The sequence below is a fragment of the Butyrivibrio sp. DSM 10294 genome (assembly GCF_028539135.1).
In the GTDB taxonomy this organism is placed as follows: Bacteria; Bacillota; Clostridia; order Lachnospirales; family Lachnospiraceae; genus Butyrivibrio.
The window spans coordinates 218,353-239,005 of sequence record NZ_JANSWL010000077.1; the positions used below are offsets into that span (position 1 = coordinate 218,353).

A 20,653-nucleotide genomic window follows, 5' to 3' on the forward strand; every position below is an offset into this window, starting at 1 on the left:
TCTTGTGTGATTGTACATTACAATACAATATTTTAGCACAATTTTGCTAAAACATGACATAATAGTATATAGGTGAAACCCAAATGGAGGAATTGTATGAATATTGTTCTTTTGAATGATTCTTTTCCGCCTGTTATAGACGGAGTTGCGAATGTTGTAATGAACTACGGAAGGGTCCTCACAGGACAGCTCAATGAAAATGTCGTTGTGGGAACTCCAAGATATCCGGATGGTAAATATGAGGGCTATCCCTATAGAGTTATTTCTTATCCAAGCTTTGACACAACGGATTTCGTGAACGGTTATCGAACCGGCAATCCCTTATCCATAAGAGAAGTAGCGCAGCTGGCTGAATTTGAGCCGGACATCATCCATACTCACTGTCCTGCGGCTTCCTGCATTATGGCCAGGATATTAAGAAAACAGACCGGAGCGCCCATTGTTTTTACCTATCACACCAAGTTCGATGTGGATATAGCAAGAGCGGTGGGAGAGGGCTTTCTTAAGCAGGAGACCATTAAGACCATGGTCAGCAATATAGAAGCCTGCGATGAAGTCTGGGTTGTATCGGAAGGCGCCGGCGAGAACCTTCGCTCACTGGGCTATCAGGGCGATTATATCGTTATGAATAACGGCGTGGACTTCCCTAAGGGAAGAGCAGATGAAACTCTGGTAAAAGAGACTACCAAGGATTTTGATCTTCCGGAAGGGGTTCCTGTATTTCTCTTCGTCGGAAGACTTATGAAATACAAGGGACTTCCAATAATTGTGGAAGCCATGAAGATCCTTTCGGAGAATAACTTCGATTATCGCTGTGTATTTGTGGGAGGCGGCGCAGATGCTACCGAGATGCAGCAGAGGGTAAGAGACTACGGCATTGCCCTTGATGTTGTGGATGGTGGCGCAATCAATCACACAGAGGGAAAAGAGGGCATGAAGGGCCGTATTATTTTTACCGGCCCGGAGCATGACAGGGAGAAGCTCCGTGCCTGGAATACAAGGGCGAACCTTTTTATTTTCCCTTCGGTATATGACACCAACGGAATCGTTGTAAGAGAAGCCGCAGCCTGCGGTCTTGGCAGCGTTCTTATCAAGGGTTCCTGTGCAGCTGAGGGTGTCACCCATGACAGAAACGGTCTTCTTATCGAAGAAAATGCCCAGTCTATGGCGGAGCTTCTGTTAAGCGCCGGCAAGGACCTGGATCACCTCCATGACATAGGGCAGCATGCCATGGATGAGATCTACATTTCCTGGGAGGACGCAGTACATACAGCTCATGACAGATACAGAGTTCTCTATGAGAAGTCCATGAGAGGCGAGTTCGGCCACAGGAAACATCAGAGTCTTGAGTATCTGTACAAGTCCGCGGGAATTGTTCTTGACGGAACCGAGATGATATTCAATGCTCCCAGGGTCTTCTATGAGGGCATGAGAGAGAACTTCGAGGAACTTGAAACTGTCATGGAGGAGCGCAGGGAGCAGCTCTCAGACCGCTTCGAGAAACTAAAGAGCGATATAGCAGAGGATTTTGAAAACATTAGCGATGACATTTCTGAGATGAGGAAAAAAATCGGTGGACAATCAAAAGACTGATACAAAGGTCCCTCATAAGGACTGGTACAAGGAGATGAGCTTCTATCAGATCTGGATCCGCAGCTTTGCCGACGGAAACGGAGACGGGATAGGAGATCTCATCGGAGTATACGAGAAACTGGAATATATTAAGAGCCTTGGGGTAGACGGAATCTGGTTCTCACCTATCTATCCGTCTCCAAATGCGGACTTTGGCTATGATATATCGGATTATAGGGATATTCACCCGGACTACGGAACCCTTGAAGACTTCAAGAGAGTGCTTCACAGAGCCCATAAGCTTGGACTTAAGGTCATAATGGATCTGGTGGTGAACCACACCTCCGACGAGCACAGGTGGTTTCTGGAGAGCCGCAAGGGCAAGGACAATCCCTACAGCGACTATTACATCTGGCGCGATGAGCCCAATAACTGGGACTCTCTCTTTGAGGGCAAGGCCTGGGAATACGATGATGTACGAAAACAGTATTATTTACATATTTTTGCCAAGAAGCAGCCCGACCTTAACATGGATAATCCCAAGGTGAGGGAGGAGGTTAAGGGCATCATGCGCTTCTGGCTGGACATGGGAGTGGACGGCTTCAGAGAGGACGTCATCAATTTCATATCCAAAAAAGAGGGACTTCCCGATGCACTTCCTTTCCTTCCCGCAGCCAAGGGTATGGCCCACTACAAGGACGGTCCTCACATCCATGAATATATGGCGGAGTTTCGCAAGGTCTGCGAGGAATACGACTGCTTCCAGCTGGGGGAAGGTCCCATGACCAATATCAAATCCGCCAGAAAATATCTGACAGGCCCCACCAAGTCATTGGATATGATGTTCTCTTTTGACCATATGATGGCGGACTGCATGTTCACTGAATATCTGCACAGGCCGTTTTCTCTTGTGAAGCTCAAAAAAGCTTTTTCCAAGTGGCAGTATGCCCTGGCAGAGGATGGCTGGAACGCCCTGTATCTGGAAAATCACGATCATCCTAGGATCATTAGCAGGTACGGAAGCCACCATTTCTGGAGAGAGAGCGGAACTATGCTGGCTGTGAGCTACCTGTTCCAGAGGGGAACTCCTTTTATCTATCAGGGGCAGGAAATCGGAATGACCAATATCCGCCTGGATTCCATAGATAAGTATGTGGATGTATCTTCCAAGAATAATTATTACTCCTATCATCTCAAGGAGGACCCGGAGCGAAGGCTTCACAGGATACATTTATCCAGCAGGGACTCCGCAAGAACTCCCATGCAGTGGGATGGCAGCGAGAATGCAGGATTTAGTAAGGCAAGGCCATGGTTCTATGTAAATCCCAATTATAAAAAGGTCAATGTTGCCACTGAGGAGGCTGATGAATACAGTATCCTTAATTTCTACAGGAAGTGTCTGAAGCTAAGGAAGAGCTCGCAGACTCTTTTGTACGGAAGATATAAGGAATATAACCATAAGGATAAGAATATCTATATGTATGAGAGAGCCCTGGAGGGAGAGGTGTACCTGATCGTGTGCTCATTCTCACACTTCCCGGTGAAACTTCATCTTCCGGATAAGTACCTGAAACGCAGGAAAAAGCTGATACTGTGCAACTACCCAAGAAAGAGTGACAGGCTGCGTGAGAACAGATTGCAGCTTATCAGGGATGATTTAAATCTGCTTGAAGCAAGGCATGGACTACTGAGACCTTATGAGGCGAGAATGTATAGGATTATTTAGGGGGGATAATGTACGATCTTTTATTTAGTCCGATGAATATCGGAACCATGAAAGTTAAGAACCGAATTGTTATGACCGCCGCAGAGTTTAGTCTGGGAGAGCCCAGCGGTAAGGTCACAGATACTTTGTCCGATTATTATGAAGAAAGAGCCAAGGGAGGAGTCGGACTGATAATTCCCGGAATCTGCAGAGTAAATGACATGACAGGCGCGGCAACCTATACTCAGCTTGCCATGAGTCATGACTATCATATTGAACCCATGAGAAGGATGGCGGACAAGATCCACAGCCATGGTGCCAAGCTGGCAATTCAGCTCCATCATGCGGGAAGGCAGGGGCTTGCCAGTTCCATCAATTCACTTCCCATGGTCATTCCCGTTGCCGAGAAGGTTCCGGGATTCATGAAGCTGATGTACAAATGCACTCCTATTCTTCTTGGTATGGAGGAAAAGGGCATTTGTTTTTCCGTGCAGGCACCCTCTAAGTGCCCTAAGGCTCCCCATGGCGCTGCAAGACTCCATGAGATGAGCATTAAGGAAATTCACGACCTTATCCGTGATTTCATTGACGCAGCTGAGCGGTGCAAAAGGGCAGGCGTTGACGCAGTTGAGCTTCACGGAGCCCACGGATATCTGATACAACAGTTTTTATCCCCTTATACAAATTTAAGAACAGATGAATATGGCGGAAGTTTCGATAAGCGTATGCGCTTTCTTGAGGAAATCGTCACAGGTATTAAGAAGCGCTGCGGTAAGGACTATCCCTTGATCGTAAGGCTCTCCGTAGATGAGATGTATGCCCGGATAGGTAAGCCGCAGCTTGGCTATAATCTTGAGGATGGCAAAAGAATCGCAAGGCGCCTGGAAGAACTGGACGTAGATGCAATAAATGTATCCAGCGCAAATTATGACGTGTATAACTGCTGGCTCGAGCCTACAACCTATGAGCCGGGATGGAGAAAGTATCTTGCCAAGGCTATCAGGGAAACGGTCAGCATACCCGTGATCGCGGCCAATGTCATCAGAGAGCCGGATCAGGCTGAGAGGCAGATTCGGGAAGGATATCAGGATTTTGTGGCGTCAGCCAGAACCTTTATCTGTGATCCCCATTGGGCTAATAAGGCGCAAAACGGCCATCCCGAGGATATTCAAAGGTGCATTGGCTGCCTTAACTGTATCCGCTCCTTCATGACCAATGCGGGAAAAGGACTCCCAGGTGAGTGTGCTCTTAACATGAGCATAGCAAATGAAAGAGCCTACTACAGCATGCCTAAGGACAAAGCCGGCAGTACAGCTATTGTGGTGGGAGCAGGCCCCGCAGGCCTTACTGCGGGCAAGACGCTTGCCATGAGAGGCTACGAGGTAGAACTTTTTGAAAAAGAGAACAAAGCCGGAGGGCAGGTTATCGCTGCATCTTCGGGAATAAATAAGGAGCGCTTGTACTGGTGCATAGAGGACCTTCTGACAGCAGTTCGTAAGCAGGGCGTCAAGGTCAAACTCGGAAAAGAAATATCTGCACAGGAAATCGCAGAGAGAAAGCCTGATGTGGTATTCATCGCATCGGGCGGCAGACCTCTTTTACCCAAATCCATACCCGGAATTGACGGAAAGAATGTGGTGTCCGCTGTGGATGTGCTTCTTGGGAAGAGAATAATAGAAAACAGCAATGTGATAATTGCAGGCTCCGGAATGACCGGCCTTGAGACCTGCGAAGTCCTATGCGATAAAGGTAATAAAGTGATCGTGGTTGAAATGGCAGATGCGCTTGCTCCGGGAACCTGGTTCCAGCTGGTGGATGATGCCATGGAAAGGCTACAAGGCAAAAAAGCCAAATTTATGACCGGAACTAAGCTTCTTTCTGTGGATGAGGAAGGAGTTCTTTTAGAGAAGGTACGAAGCGGAAAACAGAAAAAGATAAAGGCGAATGTAGTGGTGAATGCTCTTGGAGTGTCACCTGTAGATGTTTTGTATAAGGAACTGTCGGAGTTTGGCTTGGTGAATGTATATAAAGTCGGAGACTCAAATACATCGGGAACCATAGCCCATGCCTGCCATGATGCTTATGACACAGTTATGAGATTATAAGGGGGATAACAATGAACAGAATTAGTCCTGTATCAAAGCGAAGAATCAAAAACAAGATTAAGCTTATCAGAGGTAAGAATATCGTAATTACCGGCGCTTCCAGCGGTATTGGCAAAGAGCTTCTGGACAGGCTCTCGGCTGCGGCAAACCATAACAGAATTTTTGCCACCTCAAGAACCGTTGAAAAGCTCACAGGCTATGGCAAGAATGTGCATCTTTTTAACTGCGACGTTAGTACCAAAGAGGGAGTAGATGCCTTTATGGAGAAGGCCCAGAGCATTCTGGGGAAGATTGACATACTTATCGCCAATGCAGGAGCCCCTTATTATGAGAAGTTTGATTACGTTAATTGGGACCGCATTCAGAACATTTTTAACCTGAATACTATTTCGCCTATTTATACATATACCAAGTACCTGGAGCACTTAAAGGGGAGGCCTGGACACATGGTATTTACAATTTCCGCCATGGGTGAGATGGCGATTCCGGGCTATACACTGTATGCCGCTACGAAATTTGCCATGAAGGGCTTCCAGGAGGCAGTAAGACTGGAAGCGCCGAAGAATCTGAAACTCACGGCTGTTTACCCTGTCTCCACAGCCACCAATTTCTTTGTGGTTGGCGGCGACGGTATCGATGTTGGTCAGCCTTTTCCTCTGCAGAAGGTTGATATTGTGGCAGAGCGTATGATTGACGGCATTGCTGAGGCTAAGAAGCATATTTATCCCTGCAAGATTTTCCTGCCCTCCAAGCTCCTTATGGATGTCCTGCCTCCTGTAAAGAGCTTCTACTGGGGCATGGAGAAAAAGAGGCTCAAGAGGTTCCTTGAGAAAAAGGCGGCTCTTGACCTGAAACTTGCGGAAAAGCTTGGAAAGTAAGCGGGGGAGGAAATAACAGTGGCAAATATTCATGATATTACAAGAGATGAGTGGATGCTCCGCGGCCCCTTGGCCGAAAAAGGGTACGACTGGTGGTGGCATTCGATGACTGCGGAAAATGAGAAGACCGGCGAAAAGAAGGCTTTTTACGTTGAGTTTTTTACCTGTAATCCGGGCCTTGCCAAGGACGAGCCCGTGATTGTCTGGAACGATCCGGAGAAACAAAAGAAGGGAATAAGACCCTCCTATCTTATGGTAAATGCAGGCTTCTGGGGTGAAGACCACGGCCAGCTCCACAGATTCTTTTCCATATGGGATACGGATATTCAGCCGGATGCGCCTTATAACATCAAGGCAGCAGACTGCATGTGCAGTGAGACTCACTCTGAGGGAAGTATTGATGTGAGCGCCGCTGACGCCGCTGCGCATCCTGAGTGGATGAGTGATGCCGGTTCCATGAGCTGGAACTTTAATATCAAAAAAGAAATAGCATTTCATGTGGGCTATGGCGCCAACAAGTTCTTCAGAACCATCAATGCCTTTGAGATGTTCTGGCACGCAGAGGGCATGAAGACGGTATTTGAAGGCGAGATCATTTTAAACGGCGTTAAATACCTGCTTAAGCCTGAGACCTGTAATGGCTATTCCGACAAGAACTGGGGCGGAGATTTTACCAGTCCCTGGGTATGGCTGTCATCAAATAATCTCACCAGCAGAATCACCGGCAAGAAGCTGCAAAACAGCGTCTTTGAGATAGGCGGAGGAAGACCCAAAATCTTTTTCCTTGCCCTTAACAGAAAGCTCCTGGGAGAGTTCTATTATGAGGGAGAGGACTATGAGTTTAACTTCTCCAAGTTCTGGACTCTGTCAAGGACGCTCTTTAAGTGCTGGGAAACCGAGGATGAAATCCGCTGGCACGTGGTTCAGATTACCAAGGATGCCAAACTGGACACCAGAATTAAGTGCAAGAAAAAAGATATGCTTAATATCAGATATGAAGCTCCTACGGGCTATAAGAGACACAACAGGCTCTGGAACGGCGGCACAGGAACAGGAATCTTAAGGCTCTACAAGCGCTCATTGTTTGGCCTTAAGGAAGAACTGATAGATGAGATTTACGCGGAGGGTGTTGGCTGCGAGTACGGCGAATACTGCGATCCGTGATGAGGGAAATACAATGTATAGCGAAGACAGAATCAGACAGATAGTAGATAAGCAAAGGGGATTTTTTTATACGGGAAAAACACTGGATATCGGCTTTCGTATAAGGCAGCTGAAAGCGCTTAAAAGAGCGATGCTGACCTATCAGAAGGATTTGGAAAAAGCCCTTGGAGAGGATCTTGGAAGGGACCCGCTGGAAGCTTATTTTTGTGATGTGGCGACGGTTGTGATGGAAGCCAATGAGATGATAAGGGGGCTGGAAAAATGGGCAAGGCCCGAGACTCATTTTAGTGGGATCCACTGCTTTCCAAGCATAATAACCAAGGTATACAAGATGCCCTATGGCGTCAGTCTTATAATCAGTCCCTTCAATTTCCCGATCATCCTGTCCTTTGGGGTGCTGGTGGCCAGCATTGCAGGCGGAAATACCGCAGTTATCAAGTGCAGTTCCAAATCTCCTGCTTGTACTGCAGTTATGAAGGAACTGATTGCCAAGACTTTTCCTGAAAAGTATGTGACTGTGATAGACGGTGGGCATGACGTTGCTGATATGTGTCTGTCTCAGCGCTTTGACAAGATTTTTTACACTGGATCTCCCAAGGTTGGCGTACATGTTCTTGAGATGGCAGCTAAGAATCTTACTTCCACAGCCCTTGAGCTTGGGGGTGAGAACGGCAACTGGTGCATAATAAGGGCAGATGCGGATCTTAAGGATGCGGCCAGGAAGATAGCATTTTTTAAGGCTCTGAACGCAGGACAGATCTGCATCAATATCAATCAGATAGCAGTGGCAGAGGAGGTCGTAGGAGATTTCCTTAAGGAGTTGATGAGAGCCTTTAACCGTCAGATTGGTGAGGATCCGGTTAACAACCCTGAGTATCCGCACTTAATTAATGAGGGCGCTTACAAAAAGTGCGCAGATCTGGCAGACAAATACAGGGATAAGATTGTGTTCGGCGGAAAAGGTGATGATAAGACTCTGAAGTTTGCGCCTACAATTCTGTATCCTATCGATGCCGATGATCCTATCGTGCAAAAGGAGCTGTTCTGTCCGCTGCTTCCGATCGTTACCTTCAGGGATAAAGAGGTAGGCAGGATTCTTGATGTGATAAGGAGAAGAGAGCACAGCCTCGCCATGTACATTTTTACCAGAAACGTTAATTGGGCCAAAAGAGTAATGCAGACCATGCAATATGGCGGGGGCTGCATAAATGAAGTATGCCTTCACATGATGGTCAAGGGGGTTCCGCTTAACGGTGTCGGGCATTCCGGGATGGGAGCATATCACGGAAAATGGGGCTTTATGGAGTTTACTCATCCGACAACCGTACTTTTCGGATCAAACAGATTAAATATGCCCACAAGAGAACATCCTTACAACAAGTGGTGGAAGGAAGCCATGATAAAACTTGTTGAAAAATAAAGAGAAGGCGACTATAATTTTCTGTGGCTTTTTTTCAAAAAACGTTTGGAGAATGAGGAGATTATGGAAAACGAAAGATTGAAACCCATGTTGTTTACAGCATTGAAGGGTTATAACGGCAAGCAGTTCGCCAGCGACCTTGTTGCAGGTATCATCGTTGCAATCATTGCCCTGCCCCTTTCAATTGCTCTTGCCCTTGCATCGGGCGTAGGACCTCAGGAAGGTCTGTATACCGCCATTGTTGCGGGCTTTATCATTTCCTTCCTTGGAGGAAGCAGAGTACAGATTGCAGGTCCCACAGCGGCTTTTGCAACTATAGTTGCAGGAATCGTTGCAACCAAGGGAATGGAAGGTCTTGCTCTTGCAACTATCTTTGCCGGAATACTGCTGATACTTATGGGCGTATTCAAGCTCGGATCACTTATCAAGTTTATTCCTTATACCATTACAACAGGCTTTACTGCAGGAATCGCAGTTACAATCGCTATCGGACAGATCAAGGATTTCTGCGGACTTACATATCCTGCGGGAACAACTACCGTTGAGACTGTTGAAAAGGTAGAGGCTGTTGCCAAAAACATTTCTACGATCAATTATCAGGCAGTTATAGTAGGTCTTATCTGCCTTGTTATTCAGATCATCTGGCCCAAGATCAGCCAGAAGATCCCCGGATCACTTATTGCTGTTATTGTAGGTATCCTTATGGTGAAGTTCCTTAATATGAACGTTAACACCATCGGAGATCTGTATGAGATTTCAGGAAAACTTCCTACACCTCATATGCCTTCTTTTGATTTCAGAACTCTGAGATCAATCGCAGGAGACGGCTTTACAATCGCTATCCTTGCTGCAATTGAGTCACTTCTGTCATGTGTGGTTGCTGACAGTATGATCGATTCCAAGCACAGATCCAACATGGAGCTTGTTGCTCAGGGTGTTGGTAATATCGGTTCAGCGCTCTTTGGCGGTATTCCTGCCACAGGCGCTATTGCCAGAACAGCAGCAAACATCAAGAACGGCGGAAGAACCCCTATCGCAGGTATGATCCACGCTGTATGCCTTGTGCTGGTACTTGTGGTTCTCATGCCTCTGGCAGCACTTATTCCCATGCCTACCATTGCTGCAATCCTCTTTATGGTTGCTTATAACATGTGCCAGTGGAGGACCTTTGTTCATCTTTGCAAAACAGCACCTAAGAGCGATATAATCGTTCTTGTTGTTACCTTTGTACTTACAATCGTATTTGACCTTGTTGTTGCTATCGAGGTTGGTATGGTTCTTGCATGCCTCCTTTTCATGAAGAGAATGAGCGAGGAGTCAAGAGTTCGCGGATGGAAGTACTACGATCCCGAGGATGATCCCGACGGACCGGAGCTTAAGAATATTCCCAAGCACGTGCGTGTATATGAGATCAGCGGTCCTATGTTCTTCGGCGACGCAGAGCAGATTGCAGAGATCGGCTTCAAGGATTTCACAAGAGCACTGGTTATACGTATGCGTGGTGTGCCTGCTATTGACGCAACCGCAATGCATTCTTTTGAACAGCTCTACGACAGATGCAAAAAGCATAACGTACAGCTTGTGTTCTCACATGTTAACGAGCAGCCCATGAATACCATGGAGAAGGATGGCTTTGTAGACCTCGTTGGAAGAGAGAACTTCCAGCCTCATATAAATGATGCTCTTAAGAGAGCTGCAGAGATCTGATCCCGATTTTTTTACTGAAATATAAGGAGATATTTAATGCCCAGAAAGATACTGATTACAAATGACGACGGAATACATGCAGACGGACTTGTACGCCTTGCAAGGTGTGCCAAAGAGTTCGGAGAGGTCTGGGTTGTGGCTCCTGACGGGGAGAGAAGTGCTGCTTCTCACAGCATAACCCTGCGGCATGAGATAGAGATAAGGCCCTATGAGTTTGATGTTCCCGGTGTGCAGGCCTTTGCCTGCAGCGGACAGCCCGCAGATTGTATAAGAGTCGGCAGCATTGCGGTAATGCCTGAGAAACCGGATCTTGTAATGACCGGCATCAACAATGGCTACAACGTTGCATCGGATATTCAGTATTCCGCGACGGCAGCTTCCGCCTTCGAGGGCGAATTCCAGGGATGCCTGTCCATTGCTTTTTCCGAAGGATATAACGGCTGCCATGAAGTAACCGAGAGATATCTCAAAGAGATCATGGCAGATCTCATAGAAAAAGAGCATATTCAGGGATGCATCTACAATGTCAATTTCCCCGGATGTCCCTTGTCTGAATGCAAGGGTGTTCTCTATGACAGAAAGGTATCCGGGAAGGCCTTCTATGATGACGGCTACAAGCTGGTAAAAGAGGAGAACGGCTCCAGATTCTACATGGTTGACGGCATCTATCATCCCTCAACTGAGGAGGGTACGGACTACGGCGCAGTGATCGACAAATATGTTTCGGTTGGCGTTGTAAGGAATATAAGTTGATACAATTTAGTCAATATTACTAAAAGGTTAATTGAACTGATTTTTACGCAGGGACTTCGAAGAAACGTCGAGGTGCCTGCGTTTTTTTACTTTTATTACGAAAACTTTAAAGTAAACGATTGAGTTAATTGATGCAAAATAATGGCGAAAACTAGGGCATTTTAGTGGAAACTGCACATGAGAGTTGTCAGATAATTTTAAAATTATTAAAAAAATATACAAAAAATGTGTTGACGTACCTTGGACCATACTCCTATTATATATTTGTCGCGACATACTAAAAGGGAGGTGCGTATGATGCACAATACTAAACTTAAAGGCATTAAAAGAGCATTATCTGTTATTCTTTCTGCACTTGTTATCGTATCTGCAATTCCTGCGAAGAACGTTCAGGCCGCAGGCGGTACTAACAAGACTGCCACTGAAGTTGTATCGGACATGACAGTGGGCTGGAACATCGGCAACAGCTTGGATTCTTTTGCTCAGTCCTACATGTATCCCTGCACAACTTCAATGGAGACATATTGGGGTAATCCGGCAACAACCAAGGCACTTATCGATGAAGTAGCCAAGGCAGGCTTTAACACAATCCGTGTGCCTGTTTCATGGGGCCAGTACACAACCGGTTCCAATTATCAGATTCCTGATTTCTTCATGAAGAGAGTTAAGGAAGTGGTTGATTATGCTATCGCAAATGATATGTATGTCATCCTTAATTCACATCATGACATCAACGATCAGAAGTGCTTCTATGTTCCGAACAATGCGAACAAGAGCCGTTCGGAGGCATATTTCAAGTCAATCTGGACACAGATCGGCAATGAGTTCAAGAACTATGACTATCACCTTGTATTTGAGACCATGAACGAGCCCAGACTTGTAGGTCACAGCGAAGAGTGGTGGTTCCCTCGTAACAACCCAAGTAACGACATCAAGGAAGCTGTAGCATGCATCAATGATTACAACCAGGTTGCACTCAATGCTATCAGATCAACAGGCGGCAATAACGCTACAAGATGCGTTATGGTTCCCGGCTACGATGCTTCAATCGAAGGCTGCATGACTGATACCTTCAAGATGCCTACAGATACTGCAAGCAACAGACTGATCCTTTCAGTTCATGCTTACATTCCTTACTATTTTGCACTTGCAAGCGACACATACACCACAAGATTTGATGACAGCAACAAGGGAGATATCGATTCATTCTTTAATGATCTTAACTCCAAGTTCCTTTCAAAGAACGTTCCTGTAGTTGTAGGTGAGACAAGTGCAACCAACAGAAACAACACTTCAGACCGTGTAAGATGGGCTGACTATTATTGGGGAACAGCAGCTAAGTACAGCAACGTTGCTATGGTACTTTGGGATAACAACTACTACCAGAACAACTCTGCAGGTTCAGACGGCGAGTGCCACATGTATATTGACAGAAGCACTCTTCAGTGGAAGGATCCCGCAATCATCAGCGCTATCATGAAGCATGTTGACGGAACACCTGCTACCATTAATGGCAGCCAGATTCCCGGAACAGATCCTGAGCCTATCGTTGAGCCCGATCCTGAGCCTATCGTAGAACCCGATCCTATCGTAGAGCCCGATCCCGAGCCCATCGTTGAGCCAGATCCTACACCTGTAGCAGGAGACCTTGGCGTAACATATACAGTCAACAACTGGGGTTCAGGCTATCAGGTACTTATCAAGGTTAAGAATGATTCCGCATCAAGAGTTAACTCCTGGACCGTTAAGGTTAACAAGAACGACGTTAAGATTGATTCCAGCTGGTGTGTAAACGTTGATGAGCAGGGCGGTTACTATGTGATCACCCCTATGTCCTGGAACAGCGTTCTTGAACCCGGCGCATCCGTTGAGTTCGGTATCCAGGGAGCAGGCTCCATTGGAAACTCCGTTGGAATTACGGTTCAGTAATAATATCTAAACCATATATTGTAGGAAACTATACCTGTAAAGGTGTGACAAAAATGTTACATCTTTACAGGTTTTTTCATATTTAAATTAAAATAAATCAGTCAAATTAAAATTGAGAACTAAAAAATTAAAATTAATCAAAAAAATACATGGATAATATTTACAAACTAAAACGTTTAAGTTACAATTATATATGCAAAAGGGAATAATTGTATTTGGTAATGCAAATATTTGCTGAAAATACATTAAATATACTGAAAATTTAAATATTAACATATTCGTAACATTTATCAGGCTTTCGTGTGGGAGTAATACATGATATCAATGCGCGCAGGTATCATTTTTTATTACTAAACAATGTAATGTAAGGAGGGAATATGTTATATGCATAAAGGTATCAAGTCTTTTTGCAAAAAAGTGTTGTTGGGTTCTTTATCCGCTGCACTTATAGTTGGCGGCATGAGCTTCCCGTCAATCAAGGTTGAGGCTGCCGGCAATTACAATTATGGGGATGCATTGGCTAAATCTTTGTTATTCTACCAGTTGCAGGAATCCGGTAAATTATCCGAGGAGACTCTGTCCAGAACTAACTGGAGAGCAGACTCGGGACTTAATGATGGAGCTGATAACGGATTGGATCTTACCGGCGGATGGTATGACGCAGGTGATAACGTTAAGTTCAATCTGCCTATGGCATACTCATCAATGGTACTTGGATGGTCTTATCTGAACAATCCTCAGGCTTATTCCAAGTCCGGTCAGACCAAGTGGATCCTTCATGATATCATTTGGGCCAACGACTATTTTGTAAAATGTAACCCTGATTCACGTACTTATTACTACCAGGTAGGCGATGGCGGCAAGGATCATGGTTTCTGGGGCGCACCTGAGCTTGTAGAGCTCAAGATGGACAGACCTTCCTTCAAGGTTGACGACACATCTGCTAACGGTGGTTCCTGTGTTACCGGCGAAGCTGCTGCATCTCTTGCGGTTGCATCTCTGGTACTTAAGAACACAGATCCTTCAAGAAGTGCTACATATCTTGCACATGCCAAGACTTTGTTTGGTATGGCTGACAGAGCTAAGAGCGACGCAGGCTATACAGCAGCCAGCGGCTTCTACACATCTTACAGCGGCTTCTATGATGAGCTTGCACTTGCAGCTTGCTGGCTGTACAAGGCAACAGGCGACAAGTCTTACATCACCAAGGCCGAGCAGTATGCCGAGAACTTCGGAACAGAGTTCCAGGGCGGCACAGAGATGGCTTACTCATGGACAATGTCATGGGATGACACACACATGGGCGCATGCCTCCTTCTTGCAGAACTTACAGGCAAGGAGAAGTACTACACAGCAATTGAGAACAGTATTGACTGCTGGAACGGCAAGTTAGAGGGGTCCAACCCTGTAACAATCTCTCCCGGCGGACTTTCATTCCTCAGCCAGTGGGGCAGCGTACGTTATGCTAACAACCAGGCTTTCATAGATGCAATCTATGTTGGACTTGAGAAGGCGGACAGACAGCACATCGCTGACGCTAACTCTTACATCGAGAGAACAGTTAACTACACACTTGGCAGCTCAGGCCAGAACTTCATGGTTGGCTACAATGACAAGTCTCCCAAGAACCCTCACCACAGAGCAGCTCATGGTTGCTGGTCTAACAACCTCAATGCTGAGCCCGCAACATCAAGACATACTCTTGTTGGCGCTGTAGTTGGTGGTCCCAGCGGAGCAAATGACAGCTACAAGGATGACAGAAGCGATTACATCGCAAACGAAGTTGCATGTGACTACAATGCCGGCTTCACAGGCGCTTGCGCATACATGTATGAGAAGAACGGCTACGGTGCAGTTACAACTCCTACAGCTATTGAGAAGACCGACGGAGCAGAATTCGTTCTTAAGGCCGGCATCAATGCTCAGGACAAGAACAACAAGATCAACTTTGTTGAGATCAAGGCAGTCATCGAGAACCACACAGCATGGCCTGCAAGAAATACAGACAACCTTAAACTTCGTCTTTTCTTCGACCTTAGCGACGTTATTGCTCAGGGCTACAAGGCTTCTGACATGACAATCTCAACAACATATATGCAGCACAAAGTTAAGATCTCTGAGTTCAAGCAGTCAGAGAAGGCCGGTATCTACTATGTAGACGTTGACCTTTCAGGCGCACAGATCTATCCCGGCGGACAGAGCGAGTGCAAGTGCGAACTTCAGCTCAGATTCACAGCTCCAGGCAAGTGGGATTATTCCAACAGCCCTTGCGTAAAGGGTCTTGGCGGCACAAGCAACAACCAGATGACTACTCCTGACGGAATGCAGCTCTTCGAGGGTGGCACGCTCGTTCTTGGAGAAGGCTTCGTTGCTCCCGATCCTGTTATCCCTGATCCTGTAGTAATCGAAGATCCCGATCCGGATCCGATTCCTACACCTACTCCTGAGCCTGAGCCCGAACCCGAGCCCGAGCCTGAGCCCGAACCCGAGCCCGAGCCTGAACCCGAGCCTGAGCCCGAGCCTACTCCTGAGCCCGAGCCAGAGCCTACACCTGTAGTTACAGAAGGTGTTACTGCTGAGTACACACTTAACAACTGGGGATCAGGTTACCAGATACTCATCAAGGTTAAGAATAACGGAACAACAAGAATCAATTCTTGGAAACTTAAGGTTAGCAAGGCTGATGTAGGAATCGATTCAAGCTGGTGCGTAAACGTCGATGAAGACGCTGACTACTACATCATCACTCCTATGTCATGGAATGCTTCTCTTGGAGCAGGCGAGTCAACTGAATTTGGTGTTCAGGGATCAAGCCACCTTGGAAGCTCAGTTAGAATTATTGCAGAAGCCAATTAACTAACCTTTTGATACATAGTTACTATTCACAGCCTTTGGGCTGTGGGTAGTAACTACATTTTTCTGGAGGAAAATACTCAATGCACAAGAAAATGAGATCAATATACAGAAAGGCCTTTATCGGAACACTGGCAGCCGCCATGGTAATTACAGGCTCCGGATTTTGCAGCCTTAGTTCCTATGCAGCAGGAAATACAGCTCCTATAAGCTCTTTTGTTGCCACAGGCCTTACAACTTCATATACCATCAACAACTGGGGCTCAGGCTACCAGGTGCTGATCAAGGTTAAGAACGACACAGGCAAAAGAGCAGAATCATGGGCCCTTAAGATAAACAAGAACGACGTTGGAATCGACTCCAGTTGGAACGTTAAGATTACAGAAAGCGGCAATTATTACATCATCACTCCCATGGAGTGGAACTCAGTGATCGAATCCGGTAATGCCGTAGAGTTCGGCATCCAGGGTTCAAGCCATGTAGGTAACAAGGTTGAGATCCTTGTGGACGGAGATCTCAGCGGAGAGATCACACCTGATCCCGACCCTACACCTGAGCCTGAACCCGAGCCTCAGCCTCAGCCCGATCCGGAGCCCGAGCCTGAACCGGAACCGGAGCCTACACCAACACCGGATCCCACTCCGACACCTGAGCCAGATCCTACACCTACACCGCAGCCCGATCCTTATACAGGCGATGCTGTTCAGGGTGATGACTGGCTTCATGCCAAGGGCGGTAGGATCTATGACAAGTACGGACATGAAGTATATCTTACCGGCGCCAACTGGTTTGGTTTTAATTGCTCAGAGAGAGTATTCCACGGCTTATGGAGTGCCAACATGAAGACAACAGTTGAGAGCATGGCTGATCACGGCATCAACCTTGTTCGTGTGCCTATCTCAACAGAGCTTCTTTTTGAGTGGAAGTCAGGCAAGAACGTTAAGGTTAACGTTAATACCTATGCTAATCCCGAGCTTAAGAGAGCAGATGGCTCCGATATGGGCTCAAGAGAGATCTTTGATGTTTTCCTTGCTCTTTGCAAAGAGAACGGTATCAAGGTTATGATGGATTGCCACAGCGCAGATGCCAACAACTCCGGTCACAACTACAACGTATGGTATGGCCCTAAGGGCTTCACAACAGAAGACTGGATAGAAGGCTGGACATGGTTTGTAAATGAGTACAAGAATGATGACACCATCATCGCCTGCGACCTTAAGAATGAGCCTCACGGCAAATTCTCACAGGCAGAAGCTGTTTCCGCTAAGTGGGATGACTCAACAGATGAGAACAACTGGAGATATGCAGCAAGCCGCTGCGGTAAGGCTATCCTTGATGTTAACCCTAACCTCCTTATCATGGTAGAGGGTATCGAGGAGACTCCAAGACCGGGCTATGACTACAACTCCGGCACACAGGATCCCAACGCATCAGAGGATCAGCTCAAGTACTACGGACAATGGTGGGGCGGCAACCTCAGACTTGCAGGCGACCTTCCTGTAAATCTTGGCCAGTATCAGAGCCAGCTCGTATATTCACCTCACGACTATGGCCCGCTTGTATATGAGCAGTCCTGGTTCAAGAAGGATTTCTCAGAGGAGACTCTTCTTGCTGACGTATGGTATGACAACTGGTTCTATCTCCAGGATCAGAATATCGCACCTCTCCTTATCGGTGAGTGGGGCGGATTTATGGATGGTGGCAGCAATGAGAAGTATCTCTACATCATGGCTGACTTCATTGCCAAGAACAAGATCAACCACACCTTCTGGTGCATCAACCCCAACTCCGGCGATACCGGCGGACTTCTTGAAGGCGACTGGCTTACATGGGATACTGAGAAGTACAACATGATGAAGAAGACCCTTTGGTCAGATTCCAGAACCGGCAGATTCGTTGGTCTTGATCACCAGGTACCTCTCGGACAGAAGGGGGAGACAGTTACCACCTATTACGGCGGATGATAATTTTTTCCACGTAATAATTAAGATTTATCAATTGACAAGGTTAACGCGGTAAAGCTATAATAGTCCATAAATGCAGACAAAACCTATGATGCGGAGATAAAGCAGATGGAGCACTCCCAGAGAGTCCGGGTAGGTGAGAGCCGGATAGTAAGCTGATTTGCAAATGGACCGTTGAGGGCATGGTGAAAGGGTTTTTTCCCAAGTATTCATGACGGGCAGACACCCGTTACCAGGTCAGAGATATGTTGGTATCTTATTAAGCGTGTGATGTATCACAAATTGAGGTGGCACCACGGGTAGATTTTAGTTTACTCGCCCTCAGCAGAAATTTATAACAGTTTCTGCTGAGGGCTTTTTTATTTCATAAAAAAGCGCTCCGCTATGGATGCACACTCGCGCGAATGGAAATATTATTGAAATAAGAGGGATAAGATAAATAGGAGGATGAAATGCACCAGACAACATTTGAAGAAGTACTTAAGATCGCCGGAACAGGGGACTACAAGCTTATTCCCGTAGTAAGAGAGATCCTCTCCGATATTGCTACTCCCGTTCAGGTAATGAGAAAGCTCAAGAACGTCAGTGACCACTGCTTCCTTTTGGAGAGTGTGGAGGATTCAAGACAGTGGGGAAGGTATTCCTTCCTTGGCTACAATCCCACAATGGAGATCAGTCTCAAGGAACATAAGCTCTATGTAACGGATGAAAATGGGGAGGTTACCGAGTCGGACTGCGATGCACCCGGAGCCTTTCTGAAAGAACTTGTGGAGAAAAATAAATCTCCCCGCCTTGAGGGAATGCCTACCTTTACCGGCGGCCTCGTTGGCTATTTTTCCTACGATTACATGCAGTACGCCGAGAAGTCACTTAAGTTCAAGGCCCAAAATGAGTATGACTTCAGCGATATGGATCTGATGCTGTTCGAGAACCTTATTGTATTTGATAATCTCAGACAGAAGATAGTGCTTATTTCCAATGCCCATGTGGATGCGGACGAAGCAGTCTTTAAGCATAGCTACGACAAGGCTGTTCACAAGCTTGGCGAGATGGAAGACATCATTGTAAAGGGAGAGGAGGGGAGAATTGAACCCGGTAAGCTTCTTGAGGACATCCACCCTGTTTTTTCCAAAGAGGAGTATTGTGAGAAGGTGAGGAAGACCAAGCAGTATATTGTTGATGGCGATATTTTCCAGTTGGTGCTGTCCAATCCCATGGAGGCTGCTTTTGAAGGTTCACTGTTTGACACCTATCGTATCCTTCGTACTACGAACCCTTCGCCCTACATGTTCTATTTTTCCGGTGATACGGAGATAGCGGGAGCTTCCCCGGAGACGCTGGTTAAGGTAGAGGACGGCGTGATTCGTACCTTCCCTCTTGCGGGAACAAGACCCAGAGGAACTACCTATGAGGAGGATCAGGCTCTGGAAAAAGAGCTTCTTGCAGATGAGAAGGAGAAGGCGGAGCATAACATGCTGGTGGACCTTGGCCGTAATGACCTTGGAAGGCTCTGTGAGTTCGGAAGTGTTGAAGTTGAGAAATACATGGGGATTGAGAGATATTCACATGTAATGCATATTGGATCCTCCGTTAAGGGCAAGCTCTCCGATAAGTATACGGCTGTTGATGCGGTGGACAGTGTTCTTCCTGCAGGAACGCTGTCAGGAGCACCCAAGATAAGGGCCTGTCAGCTGATCGATGAGCTGGAGGGGATCAAGAGAGGAATCTACGGCGGTGCCATCGGATACGTTGATTTTACCGGTAACTTGGATACCTGTATCGCCATCAGACTTGCCTATAAGAAAAACGGCAAGGTATTTGTAAGAAGCGGCGCCGGAATCGTTGCGGATTCCGTTCCCGAGACTGAATTTACCGAGTGTGTTAACAAGGCCAAGGCTGTTGTAAATGCCATCAAGGCCAGCACACTTATGGATAAGGAGGACTGAGCCATGATACTTATAATCGATAACTACGACAGCTTTACCTATAACCTGTATCAGCTGATAGGAACCATCAATCCTGACATCAAGGCAGTTAGAAATGATGCCATGACAGTGGAGGAGATAAGAGAGCTGGGGCCTTCCGCCATTGTTCTTTCTCCCGGTCCCGGCAAGCCCTGCGATGCAGGCATCTGCGAGGAGGTAGTCAAAGAGCTTGGGAGAGAGATACCGATCCTTGGTGTATGCCTGGGACATCAGGCTATCTGTGAGACCTTCGGAGGTACCGTATCCCACGCCAGACACCTGATGCATGGCAAACAGTCAGATGCAGAGGTGGACAATACTTCGCCGATATTTGAGGGACTTGATAAGACTGTGAAGGTTGCCAGATATCACTCCCTGGCACTGGTTCCCGATACGCTTCCCGAGTGCCTTAAGGTAATATCCACTGCAGATGACGGTGAAGTTATGGCGGTACAGCACAAGGAGTATCCGATCTTTGGACTTCAGTTTCATCCCGAGTCCATCATGACGCCGCAAGGAATCGATATGTTGCGGAATTTTCTGAAAATAGGCGGCTTAACGGCATTTCAGGAAAAATGATGACTCTACTTTCCGTAGGTACCATGAGGATACTAGCGGATTTACAATCTGTATATGGAG

Annotated in this window: 13 protein-coding genes; all 13 read left to right on the top strand. The window is 46.7% G+C overall.

Annotated features, from left to right (window positions below):
* Positions 1-96: 96 nt before the first annotated feature.
* The 13 genes from NXH67_RS10160 (at position 97) to NXH67_RS10220 (ending at position 20,593) form a co-directional block, all read left to right on the top strand.
* A complete protein-coding gene (locus NXH67_RS10160) occupies positions 97-1,593 on the top strand; it encodes a glycosyltransferase (protein WP_272797308.1) in 1,497 nt (498 codons plus the stop codon).
* Positions 1,574-3,298, top strand: a complete 1,725-nt coding sequence (locus NXH67_RS10165; protein WP_272797309.1) for a glycoside hydrolase family 13 protein — start codon at positions 1,574-1,576, stop codon at positions 3,296-3,298. Before NXH67_RS10160 ends, NXH67_RS10165 begins: the two co-directional genes overlap by 20 nt.
* Before the next feature lie 8 nt (positions 3,299-3,306).
* The gene (locus NXH67_RS10170; protein WP_272797310.1) at positions 3,307-5,382 is read left to right on the top strand and encodes an oxidoreductase; all 2,076 of its coding nucleotides are present in this window, start codon (positions 3,307-3,309) and stop codon (positions 5,380-5,382) included.
* Between the two features lie 11 nt (positions 5,383-5,393).
* The gene (locus NXH67_RS10175) at positions 5,394-6,260 is read left to right on the top strand and encodes an SDR family NAD(P)-dependent oxidoreductase (protein ID WP_022776821.1); all 867 of its coding nucleotides are present in this window, start codon (positions 5,394-5,396) and stop codon (positions 6,258-6,260) included.
* An 18-nt stretch (positions 6,261-6,278) separates the two neighbouring features.
* A complete protein-coding gene (locus tag NXH67_RS10180; RefSeq protein ID WP_272797311.1) occupies positions 6,279-7,424 on the top strand; it encodes a tocopherol cyclase family protein in 1,146 nt (381 codons plus the stop codon).
* Between the two features lie 13 nt (positions 7,425-7,437).
* Positions 7,438-8,844, top strand: coding sequence for an aldehyde dehydrogenase family protein (locus tag NXH67_RS10185; RefSeq protein WP_272797312.1), 1,407 nt, complete (start codon positions 7,438-7,440; stop codon positions 8,842-8,844).
* Between the two features lie 63 nt (positions 8,845-8,907).
* Entirely contained in the window at positions 8,908-10,551 is a 1,644-nt protein-coding gene (locus tag NXH67_RS10190; RefSeq protein WP_272797313.1) for a SulP family inorganic anion transporter, read from the top strand.
* Between the two features lie 36 nt (positions 10,552-10,587).
* On the top strand, positions 10,588-11,304 hold the full coding sequence (gene surE / locus NXH67_RS10195; protein ID WP_272797314.1) for a 5'/3'-nucleotidase SurE: 717 nt from the start codon (positions 10,588-10,590) through the stop codon (positions 11,302-11,304).
* Positions 11,305-11,598: 294 nt separating this feature from the next.
* On the top strand, positions 11,599-13,233 hold the full coding sequence (locus NXH67_RS10200; RefSeq protein ID WP_272797315.1) for a cellulase family glycosylhydrolase: 1,635 nt from the start codon (positions 11,599-11,601) through the stop codon (positions 13,231-13,233).
* 384 nt (positions 13,234-13,617) lie between these two features.
* Complete coding sequence (locus NXH67_RS10205; protein WP_272797316.1) at positions 13,618-16,089, top strand: glycoside hydrolase family 9 protein; 2,472 nt, start codon at positions 13,618-13,620, stop codon at positions 16,087-16,089.
* Between the two features lie 80 nt (positions 16,090-16,169).
* Positions 16,170-18,050, top strand: a complete 1,881-nt coding sequence (locus NXH67_RS10210) for a cellulase family glycosylhydrolase (RefSeq protein ID WP_272797317.1) — start codon at positions 16,170-16,172, stop codon at positions 18,048-18,050.
* Positions 18,051-18,502: 452 nt separating this feature from the next.
* The gene (trpE, locus tag NXH67_RS10215; RefSeq protein WP_272797318.1) at positions 18,503-19,996 is read left to right on the top strand and encodes an anthranilate synthase component I; all 1,494 of its coding nucleotides are present in this window, start codon (positions 18,503-18,505) and stop codon (positions 19,994-19,996) included.
* 3 nt (positions 19,997-19,999) lie between these two features.
* On the top strand, positions 20,000-20,593 hold the full coding sequence (locus NXH67_RS10220) for an anthranilate synthase component II (RefSeq protein ID WP_022776814.1): 594 nt from the start codon (positions 20,000-20,002) through the stop codon (positions 20,591-20,593).
* Positions 20,594-20,653 lie beyond the last annotated feature (60 nt).